The sequence below is a fragment of the Pseudomonas sp. DSV-1 genome (genome assembly GCF_035830915.1).
Lineage (GTDB): Bacteria > Pseudomonadota > Gammaproteobacteria > Pseudomonadales > Pseudomonadaceae > Aquipseudomonas.
Genome location: NZ_JAYMYG010000002.1, coordinates 78444 through 97312, shown reverse-complemented (window position 1 = coordinate 97312; position 18869 = coordinate 78444). Strand labels below are relative to the sequence as shown.

17 protein-coding genes are annotated in these 18869 nt (G+C 51.5%); 5 read left to right on the top strand and 12 right to left on the bottom strand.

What is annotated here, in order from left to right; genetic code table 11:
* Positions 1-433 precede the first annotated feature (433 nt).
* Positions 434-1915 carry a hypothetical protein gene (locus VSQ83_RS24930; protein WP_326427819.1) on the top strand — a complete coding sequence of 494 codons (1482 nt, stop codon included), beginning with the start codon at positions 434-436 and terminating at the stop codon, positions 1913-1915.
* Between the two features lie 4899 nt (positions 1916-6814).
* On the opposite strand, the gene VSQ83_RS24925 is transcribed toward VSQ83_RS24930, so the two are convergent.
* Positions 6815-7753 carry a hypothetical protein gene (locus VSQ83_RS24925; RefSeq protein WP_326427818.1) on the bottom strand — a complete coding sequence of 313 codons (939 nt, stop codon included), beginning with the start codon at positions 7751-7753 and terminating at the stop codon, positions 6815-6817.
* 627 nt (positions 7754-8380) lie between these two features.
* On the opposite strand from VSQ83_RS24925, the gene VSQ83_RS24920 reads away from it, so the two are divergent.
* The gene (locus VSQ83_RS24920) at positions 8381-8869 is read left to right on the top strand and encodes a hypothetical protein (protein WP_326427817.1); all 489 of its coding nucleotides are present in this window, start codon (positions 8381-8383) and stop codon (positions 8867-8869) included.
* A 103-nt stretch (positions 8870-8972) separates the two neighbouring features.
* Here the strand turns inward: VSQ83_RS24920 and VSQ83_RS24915 are convergent, their stop codons facing one another.
* The gene (locus tag VSQ83_RS24915) at positions 8973-9569 is read right to left on the bottom strand and encodes a hypothetical protein (RefSeq protein WP_326427816.1); all 597 of its coding nucleotides are present in this window, start codon (positions 9567-9569) and stop codon (positions 8973-8975) included.
* Between the two features lie 164 nt (positions 9570-9733).
* On the opposite strand from VSQ83_RS24915, the gene VSQ83_RS24910 reads away from it, so the two are divergent.
* Positions 9734-10600 (top strand): hypothetical protein, encoded by an 867-nt coding sequence (locus VSQ83_RS24910; protein ID WP_326427815.1) that lies wholly within the window; start codon positions 9734-9736, stop codon positions 10598-10600.
* 63 nt (positions 10601-10663) lie between these two features.
* On the opposite strand, the gene VSQ83_RS24905 is transcribed toward VSQ83_RS24910, so the two are convergent.
* Together VSQ83_RS24905 and VSQ83_RS24900 are read right to left on the bottom strand one after the other, a co-directional pair.
* Positions 10664-11548: a restriction endonuclease gene (locus VSQ83_RS24905; RefSeq protein ID WP_326427814.1), complete on the bottom strand. Its 885-nt coding sequence runs from the start codon at positions 11546-11548 to the stop codon at positions 10664-10666.
* Positions 11549-11615: 67 nt separating this feature from the next.
* Entirely contained in the window at positions 11616-12002 is a 387-nt protein-coding gene (locus VSQ83_RS24900) for a hypothetical protein (protein WP_326427813.1), read from the bottom strand.
* A 286-nt stretch (positions 12003-12288) separates the two neighbouring features.
* Here VSQ83_RS24900 and VSQ83_RS24895 point away from each other — a divergent pair, with 286 nt between their 5' ends.
* The gene (locus VSQ83_RS24895) at positions 12289-13305 is read left to right on the top strand and encodes a hypothetical protein (protein ID WP_326427812.1); all 1017 of its coding nucleotides are present in this window, start codon (positions 12289-12291) and stop codon (positions 13303-13305) included.
* Between the two features lie 252 nt (positions 13306-13557).
* Positions 13558-13821, top strand: coding sequence for a PapB/FocB family fimbrial expression transcriptional regulator (locus VSQ83_RS24890; protein ID WP_169873005.1), 264 nt, complete (start codon positions 13558-13560; stop codon positions 13819-13821).
* Positions 13822-14512: 691 nt separating this feature from the next.
* Here VSQ83_RS24890 and VSQ83_RS24885 read toward each other — a convergent pair.
* The 8 genes from VSQ83_RS24885 to VSQ83_RS24850 all read right to left on the bottom strand — a co-directional run bounded on the left by VSQ83_RS24885 (position 14513) and on the right by VSQ83_RS24850 (position 18647).
* Entirely contained in the window at positions 14513-14941 is a 429-nt protein-coding gene (locus tag VSQ83_RS24885; RefSeq protein WP_169873004.1) for a DUF6283 family protein, read from the bottom strand.
* A gap of 60 nt (positions 14942-15001) precedes the next feature.
* Entirely contained in the window at positions 15002-15574 is a 573-nt protein-coding gene (locus VSQ83_RS24880; protein WP_326427811.1) for a hypothetical protein, read from the bottom strand.
* A gap of 6 nt (positions 15575-15580) precedes the next feature.
* Positions 15581-15994 carry a DUF6283 family protein gene (locus VSQ83_RS24875; protein ID WP_326427810.1) on the bottom strand — a complete coding sequence of 138 codons (414 nt, stop codon included), beginning with the start codon at positions 15992-15994 and terminating at the stop codon, positions 15581-15583.
* A gap of 262 nt (positions 15995-16256) precedes the next feature.
* Positions 16257-16736 (bottom strand): hypothetical protein, encoded by a 480-nt coding sequence (locus VSQ83_RS24870; protein WP_326427809.1) that lies wholly within the window; start codon positions 16734-16736, stop codon positions 16257-16259.
* 81 nt (positions 16737-16817) lie between these two features.
* Positions 16818-17066 carry a PapB/FocB family fimbrial expression transcriptional regulator gene (locus tag VSQ83_RS24865; RefSeq protein ID WP_326427808.1) on the bottom strand — a complete coding sequence of 83 codons (249 nt, stop codon included), beginning with the start codon at positions 17064-17066 and terminating at the stop codon, positions 16818-16820.
* Positions 17067-17751: 685 nt separating this feature from the next.
* Positions 17752-18120: a hypothetical protein gene (locus VSQ83_RS24860; protein ID WP_326427807.1), complete on the bottom strand. Its 369-nt coding sequence runs from the start codon at positions 18118-18120 to the stop codon at positions 17752-17754.
* Complete coding sequence (locus VSQ83_RS24855) at positions 18086-18277, bottom strand: hypothetical protein (RefSeq protein ID WP_326427806.1); 192 nt, start codon at positions 18275-18277, stop codon at positions 18086-18088. Before VSQ83_RS24855 ends, VSQ83_RS24860 begins: the two co-directional genes overlap by 35 nt.
* A gap of 121 nt (positions 18278-18398) precedes the next feature.
* A complete protein-coding gene (locus VSQ83_RS24850; RefSeq protein ID WP_326427805.1) occupies positions 18399-18647 on the bottom strand; it encodes a hypothetical protein in 249 nt (82 codons plus the stop codon).
* Positions 18648-18869: the final 222 nt, after the last annotated feature.

Here is an 18869-nt window from a genome sequence, read left to right as displayed (position 1 = left end):
GTGGTCATTTCTGTGCCACTGAAATAGAGGATCATTTGTGAGGCTTTCAAAGAGGCATGGTTGTGCCACCTTAATGGCTTCGGATCGGCCCGCTACTTCTGCCCCTCCCCCATCACCATGACCAAACCCCCTCTAAAGCAACAGACATCGACAAATAACCCCCGTGATAATTCTTAAACCGCGCCACTAAAACTCTCTCTCTCTCCTGGCTCTTTAAGACCTAACTGAGCCCTAGCAAGGCCTGCTCATGTAACCCCCTTCCCATGTCTTCGACATGATCATAGGCAGCACCTCTATTCGAATTCAGCCTCTTAATAACTGACCTGATTCAGTTCTGTACCTAGCATCGGACGTTTTCTGTACCTAGGGGTGGACGTTTTCTGTACCTAGGGTAGGATTGTTGTCTGTACCGGGGTCCGGACGGTCTTGAAAAATGTCCCGAATCTATTACGTTTTGATGTTTTTTGGTGGTACACCGAAAAGCAGCGAAACGACCGGCCATCCCTATGAATGCCAGCAGAAGCGAATCCTCCGTCATCACATTTGTGTTGGATCGTTAACACCCATTTGGGCGCAAACCATGACTATCAGCAGTGAAATCCAGCTACGAGCAATCGGCATCCTCAACTCATTCAGAAGCGATAACTCAAACATCTCTGCGTCATCACCAAACAACAGCGCTGACTCAGCCACCTCCTCGGCGCCCACCCTTCCTGGCCCTGCTGATCACCCTGATGCGAGTGTTGACGTTGCAAAGTTCACGCGCTGGCTTGACCTACGCGTTACCGACAAAGGATTGGGTGAAAAAACTGCGCTGTGTTATCGCAAATGGGTTGCTAGCCATCTTGAATCTGTTGGTCATACGTCAACCCAAGAGCTTCGTGCCTGGATACCACCAAGCAGGCGTCAACGATTGAAGGAGGCGGCTTCAATAAGTCCTGAGAACGTACTTCTTAATGGGGTAGACGATTCAAAGCTGTTCGTGTCGTCGGCTAAGAAAAACCAGCGTTATCTCTCATTCGTCAGCGAGAACGTACTGGAGCTTCTGAAGGCTGACTTGATGCCTCCAGCTCGTACGAAAGATGAGGAGAACAATCCATCGCGCAATCGAATCGCGAGCATGGAAACCGCCATGTGGTTCATGTGCACGCTATGGACTGGACTGCGACCACACGAATGGCCCTATGCTCGTTATCTCGAAGAGCATTACGACCCGGACACACAGCAGACTATTCGACGTGTCTTGGAAGTGACCACGCTTAAGCAGTCAGGTCGGCGTGAAGACAATCCTCTTAAGGACAAGAGATACCTTGTGCTAGAGGATTGGCCTGATAACCAGCTGCGTGCTCTGAAGATGTTTCTTGAAATCGTGTACCAGCACGAGGATGCGAAACAGTTTGGCAATTTCTACGACCGACGCCGCAAGACGCTGCAGCGATCTTGGGCCAGAATCCTAAAGTTCCACGGTGGTACTATCGAACACCTTGGTGCTGAGATGGCTCCATCGAACAAGCCCAAATTGAAGATGCTTGCCGCAACTACCAGCAGCCCCGGTGTGTTTGAAGGGAACTCGCTCTGCTTCTATACGGCGCGTCATGCCTTTGCTGAGGAAGCTCGGCGTAGTGGCACCTTCAGCAGATATGACATAGCTGCTGTGCTTGGGCATTCGATGATTACGAACCAAAGCTATTACGGCCCGCGCAAGGAACATCTTGAGCGAGAGCACCGCTATACCCTTCCAAAACCATGGCCTGGTGAGTCAGACGCCATAGCGATGTGGGACCAGACAGCTAATCCATTGAGAGGTAAGTACACAAACCGTGACGACCTCTCACAGTCGCTTCTAGACACAGAGAGCAAGAATCGCAACCGTGAGGATGCGGATGGCATATCAAGCTTCTGGCTGGGCCTGTAGGGGCTCAGGTTCATGGCTTCTGGTGTGTAGGGTTGAGGGCCAATGTGCCCTCTTCCATTTCTGGTTGTCTTATCGCATAATCGTTTGGCACCGTAGCCGTTCGGCAATTTAATCGGTGCTCCAGCAATACCTCTTAAAATGGATCGTACGATCCAGACCCAGATACTGCGGCTCAGCAGCCCTTCAAATCCCTATAGTTCGTACCACGACCTTTCAATTCCCACATACAGACAGCTCTTGTCTGAGTTGGTCTATATCCTGTGTTTTTAAGGATTCCCGCACCTGATCGCGTCAACGCTAAAACGCTTTAAAGCGTTAACGTAGAGCAGCTTTACAGCGTTCCCACTTTCAAAGCTCCATAGCGTTCCCGCTACGTACAGCCCGTGAGTGTTATCGCTATCTCAGCTTTGGGTTCACTGTGAAGCATCTCGCCCTGGTGCTGGTGGCCTGTCAGTGGTGCGCAGTATTAATAGTTCCACGGTGGAACATTTCGTCGTTCCATACATTGTGGCTGAAGCGTTTGGCGGATGCCCATGGCTCAGTGCGCTGAAGGTCAGGCTGCTGATTGGGCCAACTCAATTTGAGTAAGGCCAGTGGGCGCAGTCTCAGCTATTGATTGCAATGTCTTGCGTGGCAATTCTTCGCTCTTCTACTGGAGTTCCACGATGGAACTTTTCGTCTTTCGTTTTGATAGTGGTATTGAGGCTAGGTGCTTGCCCGCCATCTCTGACTGAGGGTGCGGTATTGCGTCCGTGGTTTCTGCTAGAAAATCCTGAGCCCTGGACGGGTGTAAAAAATCTGGTCTCTGTGACTGGTTTCTTGCGCATGGGATGTGAGTTCCACGATGGAACTTATCGTCTTTCGTTTTGATTGTGGCTATGAGGTGTCGTGCTCTTCCGCCATTGCTCGCTTTGGGTGCAGAATTGCGCTCTCGGTTTCTGCTGCCAAATCCTCAGTACTGTCGTGTCTTGATGCTCTGGCCATTGAGCTTTCTTTCTGGGGGGGTGAGTGCCACGGTGGAATCCTCCTCTTAAACTCAAGAGGAATTGACCTGCACTTTGGTTCGCAGGAACTGAAACCGTCCTTATCGTATACAGCCTGTCGGGACCTAGATGGTGTTAGACATCAGTGCCAACTGTAGGATCTTCGGGCCCAGCAATGACATGACGTCTGTGTATTGAAAGGCGTTGTTGCTACCAGTTTCTGGTGCAATTCCTTGTCTGCTACGTGCCATTGCTTACTGGCGCCAACAACAGTTCAAGTCCTTCAGGTTGGGTGAGCATTGCGCCAGTTGTGGCAGCTGCGGGCTCTTGCTATTGGTCGGGATTGTTCAACAACTGGATGTCCTGGTGACAAAGCCCGGACCAGCCTTCGCCATTGTTCGTGTCTACTTGTCGGTCGCTGCATAATCCTGTCAGTAGTTCCACGATGGAACTCATGCGTCATAGGGTTGGTAACTGCATCAATGATGCTGCATCCGCTCTCTGGTCCTGATCAGCCGATTGAAACTTGGTGAGTGCCGTGGCGAACCAGATCTGAATTTCTGTCCTGCAGGGTCAGTCATAACCATCTTCCTGGCACCGCCCTACTCCGCTTGATTCTCATGACGCTGCGTCGTAGGCGTTGGCGCCCTAACCGCTTTAAGTGTTAACACTGGGGCTTCTTACAGCGTGAACCCTGGCTGCGCTGTGTGGCGTTGGCGCTCAGTTGTAAGCTCGTAATTGACAACTCATGTCTGGGATATGCAGGAGCTTCCGATTGCCGCTGTCATAGATGATGGCGCAGTAGTTTGAGCGTTGACGCTTCTTAATGACGGCGCCCATGGGTTCAACACTTCATGCTGTGTGTGATCCCTATGAAAAGCGCCAGCTCTGGTCTCAGTCAGCGCAGGGCATTGGGAGGCTAGTCAACTCGGTTTGATAGCCGGTCGTTCGTATCCGTAAGTGTTTAGCGATTGACGATGGGGGCAACGCACGTTGCTTTGCGGATACTGGTAACGAGCGCCCGCCTCGTCCAGTGCTAGCGTGGTGTTGCGTCACAGGCTTGGCGAGAACGCTCTACAGCGGTACCGAAAAACGATTCTAGGTGGTCACGCTAAGGCGATTCTTGGTGTCAACTGTGAAGCCGAGCCTCATCTGCCATGCACGTAAAGTGGTAGGACACACGCCGCTTGCATGATTGATTGGCATTTTGATGGGTTGGGATTGAGCCTTGTTGCTCATTTTATATAGCCTTTTAAGTGTAAGGTTATATCGTATATATCAATCGTACGAAAGGTTTGGTCCTAATCGCGTCCCCACATAATTGATCGAATTGAGGCTCACTCACGTGCATTGTTCCACTGTGGAACTATTGCGAGGGAACTCATCTCCCTGCTCAAGTTTGGTGAGTTCCATCGTGGAACTTTTGAGGGCTGGGCCTGCAGCGTGAGATTAGGGACTGTCGCAAATGTCCTGTTCCCTGCAACGAAATCACGTTCCCTGAAGGTGACCATTCAAAGTTCCATGGTGGAACTGCCTGGCAGATCACCAACTGCCAGCTTGTGCTTTGAAAGCTTGTGATGATCCGAATTTGCGTCACAAGTTGCTGGCACCGACCTACCATCACTTGACCCTTAAAATGTTCCACAGTGGAACTTTTGGTAGTGCGGCGCTATTGCGAAGGACTTATGGCTACTACTAAACACTCAGCCTCAAGCTCAAAGCCCATCCTAAGCAGAGCCGCCCTACTTCAGCCACTAGTGCGTCTAGCCCAAGATGTTATTTGTCAGCTCTACAATTGTTCCATCGTGGAACTCTTCATTGTCAGGCGTAGATATTGGTCAGCCAGCCCCCTTGAAAAGTGACCGGGCTTTTGAGCAAGTGCAACGGGTTTTCAATGAAGCGGTTTCCTACTGGCCAGAGTTCCAGCGTGGAACTATCTGAGTCAAAGCTGGTGTCGAGTATCTGTAGCGCAAACAATCAGAGTGGCTACACACCTACCTGCCAACACTCCTTGATCGTCATCAGAAACAGGTTGCCGCACGTGCTATCGGTGTTTCTGGAGTTCCAGCGTGGAACTATTGATAAAGCAGTCGACGGTCATTCGATTTAGTTCAACCCGTAGCTATGTGTCGCTCATGAGGGCGAGAGGGTTTTACTCTCGTGAAAGCATCGATATTTCAGGGCGGATTACGTTCCACCGTGGAACTCCCTATAGGTCTTTATGCAATGGCTACCTACTTGTGCAGTTGTTCAGCACGGCTTTAGAAATGGGATATTACGCGTGTGATTTTGCGGTGGGTTCTACAGCCTCAACTGACAGCGCAAGGAACTCTTGAGCGTTTGCCATTACTGACTGAAGTTCCACAGTGGAACTCACGTTGCTCCTCTATAAAACCATAAGGTTCCCACCATCGGCTTTTGTATAGCTGAGACTCGATATGGGTCACAACGGCGTGGTCCGCCATCCTGCACCTGGCAAACCAGCTGTGATCTTATGGCCATCCACTCAATGCTGCCAGCGCTGATCAGAGGCTCAATGTTGTTGATGCAGGGCTTTGAAAAGCTTGGGGGATGTAGGGGTCTGTTTCGAGGAGCAGAGTGCATGGACGACCGTGCAGTAGAGTCCGAGGTATAGCTGCAAACACATCCTACGGGTTCCACCGTGGAACTTTGACCAAGCTTATAAATTCCAAGCGCAATAGGGCATGCATCACACCCGTCAAGTAAGTTCCATCATGGAACTCGTATCGTGATCGCGATGAGTCACTGACCAGCGCCAGCATCATGAAAGCCATTTATCCCTTGTCGGTTTTGATTCGCCGTTCTTGGTTCTACCAAGTAAACCGCTGTGTGCTGTCTGACCTGTGAGGGGCAATCGTGATGTGTCGATTACTCTTCCAAACGTTCCAGGGTGGAACCTGGCTAAAAACGCTGAAGAGAGTGGCCATGGCGCAGGGGAGGGTTTGCCAATCGTGACGACACTCAACTCAGGCCTAGAATGACCGATTACGCAGTCTTCTTAATGCAGTGAAATTCCACCGTGGAATTTCACTCTCCCATTAAGAGAGCCAACAAGCCTGAAATGTGCGGTTTTTGACATTGCTGCTGCGTGAAATGTACAGGGGTGAGCTGAAGCCGCAGTCTCAGATTTCACGTAGCGTGAGATGGTGTGATTCGTTTAAAAACCATAATTTCGAGGCTTTTCGTTAACAGTTCCACTGTGGAACTGTTGAGCGACTCTGATTGCTAAAAAATCAGCCCTCGGTGGTTCGGTGTGCCAAGAAGAGATTTTGGTCAGAAGCTCAGCAGATTCTGGTTGTCTTGGCATGCTTGTGAGTGGACCGTTAGGGGAGGGTAGAAACTTTAGCTACGTATAGTGATTCGCTACGTAGTTTTATAGCTCCAGTGTAAGCGCTCAAAAAATCCATCGAGTTGACCCTCTAAAAGCTACAAATCGTTTTCACAAAAGCCTCTGCGTTAACGCGGTTTTCAGCCTCCAGTGAATGACCCAGCGGTAGATCGCGTTGGGTTCCCACCTAATTAGTTCAGCCATGCGCTCATGCTGGTATGCACAAGTAAAGTTCCACCATGGAACTATCACGCCCTGGTACCTGATTAGTTGAATTGCTGCAGGCAGACCATCAAAGGTCACTCCTATTGTTTTGAAGCTACGCTTTTATAGAGTGCCTGTTATGCCCCTTAGCAGGTGCCTGATTTGAGTTGAAGAAGAGACGGAAATGAGCCATTTCGTCAGCTGGGGTCTGTTATTGAAGTCGTTGATTAAGAGTTCGATACAAGAAAGGGGGCGGTAGAGACAAAGGGGGGGCATCCGGATCGTTGGAGATCGGTTGCAACAATGAATTGGTCGGGAAAAATGAAACCGAAGGCGATGAGGTACCTGGTCAAGAACCGAGGCTTATTTGGATAGGGATGCTTTGAGTTTCTTAAGGGCTTCGGCTCCAACCTTCCCGCGTGCAGGAGGTGTTGACGATTCCACTTGAGGAGGAGGGCCTGTTTGACGCGGTGGGTCCTGGTCTGCCTGGTTGTTCCACTGTGGAACTTTTGATTTCGGCATATCAGACATCATTGCAGCAGTCACTGCCAGCGCAGTGCTTGCCAAAAGCTTTCGAAGGGAAGGTCTTGCAGATGACCTGGCACTGAACCGATGAAAGCTCTTGTGCGGAACTATGGTCTCAGGATTCACCTTTACACCACGGTAGCCGCTTGTTTGAATCAGAGCGCGCAGTGAAGAGGCCATCGCCCTAGCTGAAGAATAGACGCCTAGCGCTTTATAGAAGGCTGGCGTTATAGCGATCAGGGCAACACCACGGTTTATCAAACGGTGCCGAGACAGATTGGACAGCGCTCGCTGTACCGTTCGCTTGCCAAGGCCAGTACCAGAAGCGATTTCGCGGATATAGAGTTCGCGGTAACGCTTTTTCTTTACTGAAACGCAAACGCCGCTGACTAGGTCAACTTTATCCACGAGGTATGACAAGACCAATGCGATGCTGCGGCGCAGTTGAGCATGCATCATGTGATTCCCGTAGGACTCGCGCTCAATCTTTATGCGTGCTGATAATGGGTAGCTACTGGTGTCTGCAGCAGGGGAATTCCACCGTGGAACTGGTTTGCCAGCTTCCTTTGCCGCCCTCATTTCACGATAGACAGCTGCATGCTTGCGGTTGCCGTAATAGTCGAGGTCAGCATCCCACTTGGAACGCCTTACAGAACGCAGATGTGCCAGCTCACTAAGGATCGAAGGATCAACCGCGAACTGACCGATGCGGTTTTTGAGCATCTGCTTGAAGGCCAGAACACTTTGTTGAGGTTGGTTTCGAGTAAGGGTTGTCATGATTCACGGGGGTTTGTGTGCCAAGCAGCACAACCAGTGATTCAAAAAGGGAGGAGGGGACAAATCTGGAGGGAAATGACAAATATCGTGGAACTTGGTATTGACCAAAGTTCCACGATAGCGGATTATGAGTGCCACAGGGTTTCGCTAAAAACCTTGTAGAACTCGCATAATCCGGCTTTGCATCTCGACCACCTAAACCCGCCTGCAAGCGTCTTTGAGGTCCTGATTGTATTGCCGGTTTTTTTTTCCCCTAAATCCCCCCTATAGCCAAATCCAACGGCTGGTCCATTGCATGAGACCTCTTGGTCATCATGTTGAGAGTTCCACCATGGAACCCTGGCGCTCCGCTAAAAGCGCATAAATCAATTCTTTGAGTGGGGCTTATGCCCTCTATTGTGTTGACCACGTGTGGTACGTTCCAGTGACCACTGTGGTACAAGACCGCACGAGAATACCGCAGTCCCTTTATTTGTCCGACCTGTTTATTTGTACAGTGCCCGGAAAATGGCAAGTTAGGTATCGTATTACGTTACGATAACAATTAGCTGAGTGGGCATTCAGTCGGCTCTAGTCAAATCCGCTCGTCAATGATCGAGCGCTCTCTATCGATGCAAGGCAAAGTCAATGACTCAAACGGATGACCTCGATGTGCTGCAGCACGGTGCTCACGCAAAACGATTGGGAGTGCGCTTTCCGCTGTTTGCTGTCGAATGGCTAAAACTGACAATGATCGAGAAAGGGAGCGGGGTGCCTGTGTTGTGCACACCTGGATGGAAAGGGCTGACGGTGCGTCTTTACGGTCGCTCGACGTTCAGGCGCTGGACCCAGAGTGGCATCACTGAAACACCCACCAATGCAATCGAGATAGTCCGAAGCACTGACTTCACCAACATTCAGTTGCTGAGCAAAACTGCCAGCTTTCTTCAGATACGAATGGGTGCCAGGGTAAGCCGGTCAAAAATGGTCGAAATGTGTGGCGATCAGGTTGCGGCACAGATCATCGAGCGCGTGATCCCCAAGCGGGGTCGAGACTATCCTCAGGTCGTGGTGTCAGGTGAGGATCTTGATGATGGCGCGGAGTCAGAGTCGGAAAGGCAAGCGAAGGACGCGTGAGGCTACCTACAGTTTTCAGACCTTGAAGACCCATTACATTGCGCTCAAGAAAAAGCCCGCTCAAGTGCGGGCTTTTTCATGATTGGTGAGCAGCGCCAGCAACTCAAACAGGTTTTGCTATCTGGCCAAGTACGCCGAAGTTGGAAGCGGCCATCTTACGTCTTGGTTTGTCGGTAGGGGCGGGTGTTTCTGGAACCGCTGGGGCTGCTGGTAGCTCAAGGGCCCTGGCCTCAATTCGGGTTTGCTTATTGAGGGCAGCGAGAATTGCTGCATCACCTGACTCAACAGAATCGCTGCCTTTATCTGCCTTCACTGAAGCTGCCTTGCGGATCATGCCTGTCCATCTCGGCGGAGGAAGGTGCGCTATTGGGGCCCCCTCTAAAATTTGTTTTATGAATATCTGTACTTCACTCTCACGCTTGTAGAGGACAAAGCCGCAGTCCGCGAACATGCGATGACGCAGTAGAAAAAATGCCGTCGATACGTTCTCAATTAACTGGCGAACCTCAACCAGCCTGTCATCAATCAAGCATTGGAGCGCTACAAAGTTTTCTCCATTTGCAATGCCATGCTCTCGGCAAAGCGGTAGGAATCGATCAGCGACCGCGATCAAGCTAGCTGGAGAGGTCGCCTTCTCAAGAATGACGCGGTGGTGTTCCTCGTCGCCGTTCTTTGTTATGCACACCACTTTGATTGGCATTGTGTCGAATCCAATGTACCTATAATTGCTTCGATTTTAGCTATTCATGTTGCGCATAACAAGGTTAAACGCAGTGCATATATCGTTTATTGCGCAGTGCATTGGCAGGCGCGTATCCTGCGCGGAATCAGTAAAAAATCATTTGGCGGCATAGAGGTGCCATTTTGACTCAATACAACTACGCCTCCGGTTTTCTGGCCCCTATCAGCGCTGCGCCTGTAGCGCGCAATGCCAGAGAGAACGGCAAACCGCCAAAGATCCATGCCCGGATGCTGGATGACTTCAGACTGGGCGTGTTTTCACGCGCTGCAGGGCAATTGCTATGCGGCGCCCCCGAGGAAATCCCGTGCCTACCAGTATCACTTCCCCTCGACAGTGTGAGCTGCGTCCTGTGCCGTACGCAGCTTGATCGATGGTCCCGTGACGCGTTGTTGTCAAAGTGCAAAGGGTTTGCCCTGAGTCGTGATGGGCATACCCGAGCAGTTGCTGCTAAGTCCACCGCTATGGCGAGTGAGATCCTGGGCATTGGTGATGGGATGATGGTTCGATGTGGCATCAACCAAATCGTTTTGGGAGCCCAAGTCGATGATGGTTACGATCACATTCGTAAAGCCCTTAAGTCCTTCGACTATGGCTCCGTTATACGTATGGATGATGGAGACACCGTGTGGACGCTTGAGCAATCCTCCGAACGAGCAGAGGAAATTCTACGCCAGCACCTGGTGAGCTTTTCCGTTCGTGGAAATACCCGTGTCGTGAAGAGTGCGCTGCAGCGAAACAGAAGTATCAGGTTGACCCCGTTCGAGGTGGAGGCTTTACGTGATCTGGGTGGCGCCGCATGGGTACGGGCGCGAATTGATCTGGCGAAGAAGAGCCATATTGAAAACGGGATGGAGACTCCCAGTGTCAATGTGACTATCCGCACCACGGAAGCTCAGTGGGAGAAGGTTCGAGCCATGGGCGGGTACACGTGGATTCGCTCGATGATTCATCGAGCATTGAAATCGAAAGTAGAGCAGAAAGGTGTGTAGAGCAGAGTTAATCGCGTAATGGTTTGAGCCCATAGTTCTGGGCTCGCTGAGCTTTCCTTCACGCTATGGAATGTGGCGCACTCCACGGCATTTAGGGAAGTCCATACACCCCCAAAAGCTACGTCCAACATTGGCTCCAGATTTGGCGGTCCTGTTCACCATGGACTTCCTACAAAGCGGGCAGCTGGGTTCGTTTGATTGTTGTGGTTCTGGCTCTGGCTCATGGTTTCTAGGTACAGCTCTATCAACATGGAGATTCACAGCAGGCTCGACCCTGGCCTTATCTGGCATTGCAGGAGAGCGTTTAGTTGCTGCGATCCATTCAGCAAGAGTCTGGCCGTCCACCAGATGTAGATTCCTACCTTTGGCAAACTCCCTTGCAGGTTTAGTAAATTTGCCACTGGTTACAACGAACCCGCCAGCGGCACCTTCTGCCGCCATGACCCCGTATAACTCACGAACGACTGAAACCCCGACTTGCATTGAGCGCCAATGCTTGCATTGCACAAGGAACCGCTCAGCGTCCTTCCTTGCAATCAAATCTACTCCTCCGTCCGGTCCACCGCCGCCAGCTTCCTGAATAGCAAAGCCTTGGCGTCGTAGAGACTCACCAACCAGAAGCTCGAAGTCTTTCCATGAATAGCCAGCTAAGGAATGTGTGGTGGAATTGTTAGCTGAGTTCAAAAGACGGCTGCGCTTGAATCGTTTGGCGATTGAAAGGATGGCAGCGAAGACGAAGATCATCGGGGCAACATACTGTGCAACCGAGGCGACACCCTTCAATATTGCTGGCGTAAAGTCAAAGCTCGAAGGGTTTACGACAACAGGCTCAATGGCGATTGTATGAAGGTAAAGACCTGATGCTACTGCACAAGCAAGACAGATCCACCACGGAAGCATGCTGGCGATGTGTATTAAGTCATTTAAGGCGGTGTTTCTCTTGGCCATGCTTAGCTCGATTGCTGGAGGGGGTTGGGAGAGAGGTTACTAGCGACCTGCAAGTAGCGTATTTGCGTTACACCTGTGGGTTAGGAGCTGAGAGCCGGTAAGCGGTGGGTAGGGTTGCCAAAACACACACGGCGCTGGCACCCAGCAATACAGAGCATGCGATTCCAACCTCAGTGCTACCGAGCAAACTCAAAATGCTTGGCGCGGTCATCGAGCCCACGACAGCGAGCGCCAGCGCAAAACACAAATCAGTTAACGAGGCACTGGCGCCGGTCACCGCCTTATTGCTGACCTGCAGCTGGCGAGCATTGGCCACCACCCCCATCATTTTCGCGACCACACCAGAAAAGTAAGTGCTAACTGCCAAGCACATTGTGCTGACACCGCTCATGTGGTCGTCGGACTCCCCGCTCGTCAGCGCCAGCACAACGCTTATAGCCACCCAGATGAACATGGCGAAGGCACCAGCGTTTGCTATGAATCTCCACTTTGAGCAGAGGGATTCGGCCAGTCGCCAAGCAACCAGTCTTGAAAACCGTTCTGACGTTGTTCGCATTTCGAAATCCTAGATGGTGATGAGAGGTCAAAAATAATATGAGAATTGCATGGTACAGAGATATTAAACATTGCAAAATCGCCTCACTTCACTGTGGGCGTTCTCATTTGCGTATACTCCGCGCCCCACAGGCCAACGGCCCGCTAATGCAAATCGGAGCGGCCATTAACGGATAGGGGGCGACTTGAATCCTACAACCGAAACCTACGATGAGATTCAGCGTGCTTTTGAGCACTTCAATACCGAGCTATTCGGGGGCCGTCTTCCTCGCTGCTTGATTACTCTTCCGCGCCAGCACGACACCTACGGATACTTCTCTGCCAATCAGTTTGTGAATCTGGGCGAGGACAGCAAAGGTGAGTTCTGTCATGAGATTGCTCTGAACCCAACTTACTTTGCCATTCGTTCGATTCCTGAAACCCTAAGTGTCCTGGTACGTGAAATGGTCAGCCTCGACCAATTACTCAACACGGAAGGGAAGCCACCGCGCCGCCGCTATCGCAATCGTGAATGGGCCGACATGTGCGAGGCTATTGGCCTGATGCCAACAGATACCGGAAAGCCGGGTGGCAAGCGTACTGGCGATAGCGTGCAGACCTACATCATCGAAGGTGGGCTGTTCGATGTGTCTAGCGCCATGCTCGTGGACAATGATTTTAAGCTCTCTTGGGTTGACCGCTTTCCGCCCCAGTTGGACCAAGAAGCGGGTGATGTACCCACTGCGCTTAGTTACGAGCACGCAGGTAGTGGTCCAGCGCCAGCACAGGAACTGGATCGTTCTCTGGCCAACCCTTTAGATCAGCTGATGGAGTTGGATCGTGAGTCGAGTGAAGGCAGTTCACTTGTAAGTGCTGAGAGTGACGATGTTCTGCCCAGCGACTCCAAGCCGGTGAATCATTTTAAGCCGGTTGCCGACCCTGAGCCTCTGGGGGGGGATGATGCGCCGCGAATGAAGGTGTTCGCCGCTGCAAATACTGCAGATCTGGCGCAGATGGGGATTGAGCCCAAGTCAGTCGCCAAGAACCCGAGCAAGAGCAAGTACAGCTGTACTGTGAAGTCATGCAAGGGGAATGCATGGGGTAAGCCTGGCATGCGGCTTTCCTGCATGGGTACGGACAAGAAGCCGCACGATCCTGAACTGATGGTGTTCGATGGGGCGCTAAGTCAGGCTGAGCAGCACGAGAGCGTTGAAGTCTTCTAAGTTCAGAACGTTGGCGCCAGCATGTGGTTCAGCTGCTCAGCGGGCAGCTCATCGTTTGGTATGATGTGCGTCTCGTTTTTTGAACAGGTAACGCCAGCTTGGCAGCCTCACTAAGGGGGCTGTGCGGGGCGACAGCGGCGATGAATGTCACCGCCGCCCCTGAGGCAGCGTTTCAGCTAATGGTGGCTTGTGCGCGACTTGCAGCGCCTGAGAGCTGTTTTGAATATCCCCGCGTTACTACCTGGAGCACGCATGCAATTTGCAGTAGGGAAACTTGTGCCTGGCCGCGTTGACCCTGAGCAGTTCGATCTGCTTTTAGCGGGTACCTCGATTCGCTCAAAGGAGCTGATCCTGGCACTACGCGATCACCTCGTTGGCGGAAGGCCGGTATCTGAAGTTGTCGACGAGAATCTGGTCAACCTCAACCAGTTTTATAAGCGCCTTCGAGTGCTGCAAGCCGAGCATGAGCGTGCAGCAAGGCTCAGCCGTTTTTATGTCCAGCTGGCGCCCCAATAGTCATAGGACATTGATTCTTGGATTGAACAAAAAAGGGGAGGGCCATGGCCTTCCCCTTAAAGTTTCATCGTTCGAACTATGTGTTGCAGACTAAAATCATTCTGGCCGCTTCGATTCGGACAACCTCCTGTTGGCGTCCTAGAAGTGCATCGAAGTCTTTGCGCTTAGCAGATTTCGGAAGGCCCTGAGGTACCCAGCCATTCCGCCCCCAGTAAAGCTCAATAGGTCTGCGACCGAGGAGCTTTAAGATTGCTCTCTCGCCGTCAGTGAACTCAGACGAATCTTTGTTTGATTCCATAAAATCTCCAGGGTCAGCGTGGGAGACCTAAGGCTCTCCTGAGGTAGTGTGTCTGGACCAAAGTTATACCCCAGCCGACCGCAATTAATGCGACACATATACCAAGATTTAGGGACCAAAAATCAGAGGCTGACTGGCCAATTACGCTAACTACTGCAGCAGGAAATAAGACAGCGCAGAGCTGAAGTGCAGCATTCAGGACTATCACCATTAAAAGCCAATACGACCACTTCGCTGCGCGCTCGGCCTGTTGAATTAAGCCTTTTTGAGCTTCTTCGGACACCATCGTTATCTCCAGTATTGTTTAGTGACACAGCGTGCTCACTATTAAAAAAATCGCAATTTACTTGGTGGGGATACCTGATCAACCGGTACTTATCTGATTGCCGTGAGCTATCGGCATGGGGCGATTATTGGATCATCCTGCTCTACGCCATTGGCGATGGCCATCTCACGGTAGCTCTCGAATAACGCATGGCCACCATCGTGGAAATCTTCAGTAAGACGGCCTGTGACGTAAGCCATTCGCACTGACAGGTTGTGGTCGGCGCCGCGAAGTAGAAAGCCCGCGCAGGTCGCTGGACGTTTCTTTCCAGCTGAATGACAGGCGAAGGTCTCTTGCGCCATGTCGTAGGCCGTGTGAGCAGAGATGCGGAAGGCCTCAGATGGGAACTCGCCCACCGCGTCCTTTCTCCATGGGCAGTCGGGACACGGCTGCTTCCGGTGCACCATCTTATCGCCGCCGTTGGTGAGAAGGGTAACGACCTGGTGATTAGGGTCGGCAGGAGTCTCCTTCACTATCTCTGTTACACGTTTGCTCATGCGCGAGTCCATTACTTAGCAATGCGGTCATGTGGAATGACCTGGTGGTGTTTGGTGTGGTCAGGCGTGTGTGAAAACGGCAATAGCCACGACTACCAACAGGATGGCCATGACGGCAATAACGCCGACCAACGACGTAACCAGTTTGTTAAGCGCCTGAATCTCTTTGCCCGTCCTTGTGACGGCTGCGATCAGGTCATTCATGTGTCGCGTGTTATCGATGACGATTGGGCCTGATGGTTGAGGCTCTTTGTCCTTCGAGGTTTTGTCGGCATGTATCGAAATAATGCTGGCGCCCGCGCCAGCACAAGCAATAGCGATCAACTGTCCAAACAGGTCAAGGTTTCGCTTCAACAGTGGCGCGAGGTCATTCATGTTGCCATCCGGATAAAAGACCATTGGCATGTAGATGAACTGGAAAGCCAATCCGTAGCTGATGAGTAATGAGCCTTTGATGACCCGATCAGCCTTGATCTCAATTAAAACAAGGAAACCTTGGAATCCCGCGAAGAACATCAGATATGAACTGACCATCACATACCCGAGCACAGCGGGGGATGGGACAACGACCAAGAACACTAACATCGAAATGACAAACAGAATTGTGAGTCGCGTTCTACGAGGGATGTTCATGGGGTGCTACTCGTCATCGGCTATTGGTGGTGTGCTGCGACCTGACGATCTCACTACGGATGGCTGCGCAGCTTCATAGTCGGCCAGCATCTCGTGAAAATCGGGATAGAGATCGATGCTGGCGCAATTGTCGACGACTACTGCGAGGTCTGTGTCCTCCAGTCGCGCCAGCAAGCGGACGTTTAGATTCGACCAGCCGTGTTGTGCGATGTAACCAGCGCACCCGTACTCGGCACCAACCTTGCTGTGGTGGCAAGCCATGATTGTTCTTAGACCGACTTCATCACTTCCCTTAGGCGGGACAGTGTTCGCAAGGCGGCGCATATCTTCAATGCTGAACCCATCGATGTCGGCGCCGCCGACCGTTGACGACTTGCGCCATGGGCAGGTAGGACAGGGCTTTTCAGCACACATCTTCATTGCTATTCGACCTAGTGTGAATGATCGGTGGCGGGGCTTTGATTAGCCCCGGTCGGCGGGTGGTAGCAGGTTTTGGCCTATCGATTACTTGCGCTTGTACGAGGCTAAGCGTTGCGTTACTTCATCAGGGGTCAGGTCATGCAGCGCTACAAGACTAGTGGCGCCACGACAGACGAGAATGGCGCGTGTCCCATCTTGGTACACCCATTTGTAATCGCTATGGGTGTTTTGAAAAATCAGATCTTGTTGAGCTAGTGTTGGCTTACTCAATTATCCACCCCCACCCTTCAAAGTTGCCTTTAGGCCTGTCAGCTTTCATTTCCCGCATATCGGCCAAGGCTCCATTCCAGTACGACTGCGCATTGTTTTGGAAAGCCTCTAACTCAATATCTGGTTCATCGCAGATCCAGTCATAACCGATTACTTCTAAGCGCCACGCAGCAATCTCTGCATGATCCATTTGCTGAAAGTCGGGCTGAAAGGTAGAACCTTCCAGACGAACCTTAGTATGAGCTGGTGCAAACTCCGCGATTTTGTCGCGCAGTTGATCAACCACAACGCTAAGTTCAGGAGTCCACTGGCAATCAAAGCTCGGTTTGCCAGTCTGCTCCGCGACTACGTAGCCCCCATCGCTTTCAACGGAGAGGGTTAGCTGAGAGGTAATGCGAACATCGGCGGCTGATGCCGTAGCTGGGATGCCAGACGCAACCAGAATCCGTGCCAAAAGTTGAAGTTCCATCATTGCCCTGTGCTCCCAAAGATCTCGTTTCGATGGGGCTATATTACTCGTAGGAGTAATATTTAGGCAAGATAAATATTACTCCTACGAGTAATATTTGGCGGCTGCGCGTACCTGCTCGCTGACCTCTCGAATCTCTCCGACCTTCCGTGAAAGCTGGCTTTGATTGACTTGGTAATGATCAATAACGTCACGCTGTGGCATGCCTTCTACAAAATGACTTTGCAAAGCAGTGATCATTGACTCGCTCCGGATTCGAGCGAAACGCACTAGCAAATCAAAATGTTCTTTATCTACACGGCCTGGAACCAAGCCCGGTATTTCACTTGTCATTATTTACGACCCTACACCGATGAGTTTGAGGCTCTCTAAAGCCCTGCATATCGTTCAGCCAAGCTATCGCTGCAAAGGGGGCATGTACCTCCGCTTTCTTATGACTGGCCCTCTGTTGAGGCCTGAGGGCTTCTGGTTGGCCAGACACGATTGAGATACGAAAACGGAAAATCAGTAACTCGTATCCCGGCGTTGACGCTTTGATCTCAAGGAATAAAAACTGTCGCTCCCCTCAAAAACAGGCCGTTGCTGCCAAGTGCTAGGTAATAAAAACTGTCGCAATTTTCACCCTGCAACACCATCGGGCCCTGGCACTGCTGGGAGCAGCAAGCTAACTCGACTGTTCTTGAGCTTCGGAGACTGAGTCTTGCGACAGTCTTTATTCCTCCGCGACAGTTTTAATTCTCCCGCGATAGCTTCCCAGTCGATATTACGGTTGTGAGTCATCGTGCGCAATAAAATATTACCTGCTGGAGTAATATTGAAAGCTCCCAGCACGCCCCGCAGGCAGGCTGGAGAGGGCTATCTCAAAAGGTGTGCTGTGCGGCATTACCCGCTCCTAACCGGCGCAGCCGATTTGATTGCGTTGGTTTTCAAAGCGGGTAGAGGAGTAGGGTGGGGCGGATGTTGTTGCTGAGTTGCTGGCCCAGATAGCTGGGCCGTGGTGCGGGGTGCCAAGAGTGACTTAGGATTTTGTAATTTCTACATAGCGTGGATTTGCAATTGCATTGCTGGTTTGAGAGCCGCTTACATCACCATCCCAGCACTCGCACTCTGAGTCCCAAGCGCTGCTGTCAAAGTCGAACCCGTTATCCAAAGTCACGGTGCCGTCTAAATTCTTGTGAACCCCATACAGGTGGTCATCAACCAACACTGCAAAACATCCATCACCAATTTCAAGCGCTTCACCTGGGCGGTCGGCTAGGAGCTTTCTGTAGTCCGCGAGAATCGATTGGTATGACATGTCAAAGACCTCAATATTTTGTACTGGCTTGCCCCCAGTGAAGGGGGCGCGTGGCTCAGTTTTTTGTGATGTCGGTTCTTGCGAATCCATAAATTGCGATTTGGTTTTTGGCGCCAGCTTCAAGCGCTTCGGTCATCTCCTGCGCTCTGGCCTCGCTGATACAGATCGATTTGGCCGCTTCCAGTACCGCTGCCTTGGGAGTACCTGCTGAAGCGATGGTGCCGTTAGCGTGATGGATCTTGTACATGGCATTACTCTCTTAATTCGTGAACTGCGGGAGGGCGCTGAACTACTTGTCTTTGCAGACTTACCCGCTCCCTCTAGGGCCCGCTTCACTCATCGTGATGATGGGCGAATCAGGTATAGGGTTATTCGCCCTCAGGGTTGAAGTCTTCCCACACCCCCAAATTCACCATCAGCTCTTTAATCTGCTTCGATGCGGCTTTCGGGCAAGAACCTTGCTCAACATCTAAGATCAGCTCTCTCGCGGCACTAAGGATTTCGTGCGTACGTCGTACATACACGCGAACCTCTTCCACCATATCGAGGCTCGCTTCACAGCTATCATCATCTGGCACCCAATCACCTGAGGCCAGCATCGCGATGTCATTACTCAAGTGCTGAAGGGAATCCAAAGCAACGTCTTGGGGCGAATTTGTGGTCATTTCTAGTGAATTTAGAGAATTAAAACTGTCGCAGAAGCTTCCCAAAAACGAGGCCCTCAGCACGCTTGGACAAAACGCAAAACTGTCGCAAGCGCCCAAAACGTCAATCGGGACGCAAGCTCTAGAGAATTAAAACTGTCGCAGCCAAGCAGCTTGCAGGGAGCTTGACCCTAT